1 pseudogene is annotated in these 515 nt (G+C 40.6%); it reads left to right on the top strand.

Going from position 1 to position 515, the window contains the following annotated elements:
• Positions 1-515 (top strand): annotated as a pseudogene (locus ACFIJL_RS09960) (adhesin); the annotation flags it as partial.

Raw genomic sequence — 515 nt, 5'->3', positions numbered from 1 at the left:
AGCAGCCTTCAGTCTGATGATTCAGCTGTTGTTCATTACGATAAACAGGCAGATGGTAAAACTGATTATAGCAGTGTGACTTTAGGTAAAGGTAAGGATGCAGGACCAGTTGCACTTCATAATGTCAAAGATGGTGTCATTGGTGAGAGTTCACATGATGCGATTAATGGTAGTCAGATCAACACGATTTCTCAGGATTTAGCTAAGTTTCTTGGTGGCGATGCAAAATTTGTTGGCGGTACCTTTACAGGACCAACCTACAAGTTATCGAAGGTTGATGCAGATGGTAATATAACAGACAGTTCTTTTAATAATGTTGGTAGTGCATTTACTGGTCTTGATGATAATATCAAGAATGTGAATGCACGGATTAAGGAAGTTTCTGAAGGAGTAGCGCAGGATTCTTTGAATTGGAGCAAGGAAGCCAATGCGTTTGTCGCGCGTCATGAGAAGAAGCAAGAAGAAAAAGGCAGAGCTGTAAGGACACAAGAAAACAGTAGAATTACGTTTCTAGC

The sequence above is a fragment of the Bartonella sp. TT119HLJHH genome (assembly GCF_042193385.1).
Taxonomy (GTDB): domain Bacteria; phylum Pseudomonadota; class Alphaproteobacteria; order Rhizobiales; family Rhizobiaceae; genus Bartonella.
This window is presented reverse-complemented; position numbering and strand designations above follow the sequence as displayed.